We start from the raw sequence: 2,554 nt of genomic DNA, 5'->3' as shown, positions 1-2,554 counted from the left end.
CCCCACTGATTGAAGTTTCACTTTATTCTGTAATTGTGACTAACTTTACATCATCGAAATCGAATCGGTGATAGTGACCTTCAGTACATGTCAGTTCAACAAATCCTTCCAGATCTTTAATGCTCCCGATTACCTCGGATTTATTTTCAGCTTCAATCTCTTCTGTTACGGTAACGCCTTTTTCAAAAGTATAAATAACCTTAAACGTATTCATGTGTGAAAACTCTCCTTTCCCTATTTTTGTTCCCATCACTGCAGTGATTAAAACACAAAAATCAGTATTTCAGTTATTTTCCAATAGCCCATTTTAAAGTCTTTCTATGGGAAGTTGATAGCATTAACTGTATCTGGTAAGGTAATAGCAAGAGCTAGCATTCTGCTATTCGACAGATATCGGCTGATATCACCATGATTTCACACCTACTGACGCGTTCTAAAAATTGCTTCGACAAAATTTGATTTCTTTTCTTGGAGATGAATTTTAAAAAGGACACTTTTAGTTTACATAATAAAATTATAGTAAATCTAAGGTGATGAAAAAGGAGCCCACTATTAAGCGGACTCCTCTTCTCCATTATTCACCTAAATCAACATTATGATAAACACGCTGGACATCTTCAATATCTTCAAGGGCGTCAATCAGCTTTTCAAATTGCGCCTGTGCATCAGCTTCCAGGGTGACTTCATTTTGCGGGAGCATTGTTAATTCAGCAACAGCAAACTCATTGATGCCTGCTGACTTGAATGCTTCCTGAACTGCATGAAACTGATCGGGATCTGCGTATACAATTACCGTATCTTCTTCTTCCAGAATATCACGTGCATCTACGTCAGCTTCCATTAGGATTTCCAGTACTTCTTCCTCTGATTTGCCTTCAATGCCGATAACAGCGGTTGAGTCGAACATATAGGAAACAGATCCGCTCACACCCATATTTCCGCCATTTTTTCCGAATGCAGCACGTACATTAGAAGCTGTACGATTTACGTTATTCGTTAATGCATCAACAATAATCATGGATCCGCTAGGCCCGAATCCTTCGTAGCGAAGCTCGTCATAGTTTTCTTCCGCTCCGCCTTTTGCTTTTTCTATTGCACGATCAATGATATTTCGTGGCACGTTATATGTTTTTGCACGCTCAAGCACAAATTTCAAGGCCTGGTTTGCTTCCGGATCAGGCTCCCCTTGCTTGGCAACCACATATATCTCAAGTGCAAACTTGGAATAAACACGGCTCGTATTTGCGTCTTTTGAGGCTTTCTTTTCTTTGATATTGTTCCATTTACGGCCCATATGTCCCACTCTCTTTCAACTTTGGATCAAGTAAGTAATAGAGTCTTCAGTATTCTGAAGATCTCTCACTAAATTATTATACATTAAGACACCTGTTTTTTTCGAGCATTGTTTTTTAATAATGACTCTTGGCTTCAAAAGAAAAAAGAGACACAAATGTGCCCCTGATCAACTCATCAGGATTCTTTCTAATACCTTTTGCACCTGATAGCCTTCTTTAAAGGATACCAATAGTGCTTTATCTCCTTTTATTGCTTTCAGGAGTTCTGCAGGAAGGCTGGTTTCCGGTTCATCAAGCTTTATAATTTCTCCGCTCTTTTCAGTGCCAGTTTGAACCAGAATACTCCAGTTCTGCATATCTAAAGTTCCTTTATCACCAAAGACTTTAAAAGACAAATGTTCTTGCTGCCCGATTCCAGCTATTCCGTTAAACACAACCGGAATTCCATCTGGCAGCGTTAATAAAGTCGAAAAACTTGTTTCACATAATCGGTCATCTTCAGGGTATTCAACAAAAGAATGGACATTATCCAATTCTCCGAAGGTATCGTGAATCATGTGAATGAAATGGGGCGCTACTTCCCTGATAAAGCCTCCCTGTTCCCTGCTTGATATCCAATCGTTCTGCTGCCATTCACGCGGCCATTGCTTAAACTGCAGGTGCAGTTCAACTTTCTTAATCTTACCCAGCTCACCATTATGTATATTATCCTTAAACAATTTAAAAGCTGGACTATATGCCATGGGAAAATTCATTGCATGTATGATCCCGGCATTCACAGCAGCTTCACACATTTCCTTGGCCTCTTCAATGGAATTGGCCAGAGGCTTCTCACAAAGAAGATGCTTGCCGCTCTTTATAATATCCATTGCGATTGTATGATGAAATTTTGGCGGAACACCTAAATAGATCAGCTTGATGGTTTCATCCTGAAGTACATTTAAATAATTGGTATGCATTGCTGCATCCGGCAGCTCAGCTTTAAATTTATCAAGTCGTTCAGCATTTCGATCACAAAGTGCTGCAATCTCAAACTCCTCATTCTGCCGAAATTGACGGAGTATTCTTTCCCCTACCGCACCCATCCCTATCAATCCAACTTTAATCTTTTCTCTCACATACTTCACCTTCTTATGAAAAATCATGTACTAAGTGAATTATAACGTTAATTGCAAATATTCAAAAGTCTAATTTATCGCAGTCTAACGGGCAGTAAGACCCCCTCTTTAAGACTCAGAGGAATCAAAGGAGGATAAATG

At 39.4% G+C, this 2,554-nt stretch carries 3 protein-coding genes; all 3 read right to left on the bottom strand.

What is annotated here, in order from left to right; all coding sequences use genetic code 11:
* Window positions 1-22: 22 nt before the first annotated feature.
* The 3 genes from CHI10_RS02030 to CHI10_RS02020 all read right to left on the bottom strand — a co-directional run bounded on the left by CHI10_RS02030 (window position 23) and on the right by CHI10_RS02020 (window position 2,413).
* Window positions 23-214 carry a hypothetical protein gene (locus CHI10_RS02030; protein WP_095242612.1) on the bottom strand — a complete coding sequence of 64 codons (192 nt, stop codon included), beginning with the start codon at window positions 212-214 and terminating at the stop codon, window positions 23-25.
* 360 nt (window positions 215-574) lie between these two features.
* Entirely contained in the window at window positions 575-1,294 is a 720-nt protein-coding gene (locus CHI10_RS02025; protein ID WP_095242611.1) for a YebC/PmpR family DNA-binding transcriptional regulator, read from the bottom strand.
* Window positions 1,295-1,462: 168 nt separating this feature from the next.
* Window positions 1,463-2,413: a Gfo/Idh/MocA family protein gene (locus CHI10_RS02020; protein ID WP_286136825.1), complete on the bottom strand. Its 951-nt coding sequence runs from the start codon at window positions 2,411-2,413 to the stop codon at window positions 1,463-1,465.
* Window positions 2,414-2,554: the final 141 nt, after the last annotated feature.

It is taken from the genome of Bacillus sp. 7894-2 (genome assembly GCF_002272225.1).
Classification (GTDB): domain Bacteria; phylum Bacillota; class Bacilli; order Bacillales; family Cytobacillaceae; genus Cytobacillus.
This window is presented reverse-complemented; position numbering and strand designations above follow the sequence as displayed.

Excerpts from the sequence above, each read along its gene's own strand:
- CHI10_RS02030 (WP_095242612.1), bottom strand. The coding sequence starts at position 214 with ATGAATACGTTTAAGGTTATTTATACTTTTGAAAAAGGCGTTACCGTA.
- CHI10_RS02025 (WP_095242611.1), bottom strand. The coding sequence starts at position 1,294 with ATGGGCCGTAAATGGAACAATATCAAAGAAAAGAAAGCCTCAAAAGAC.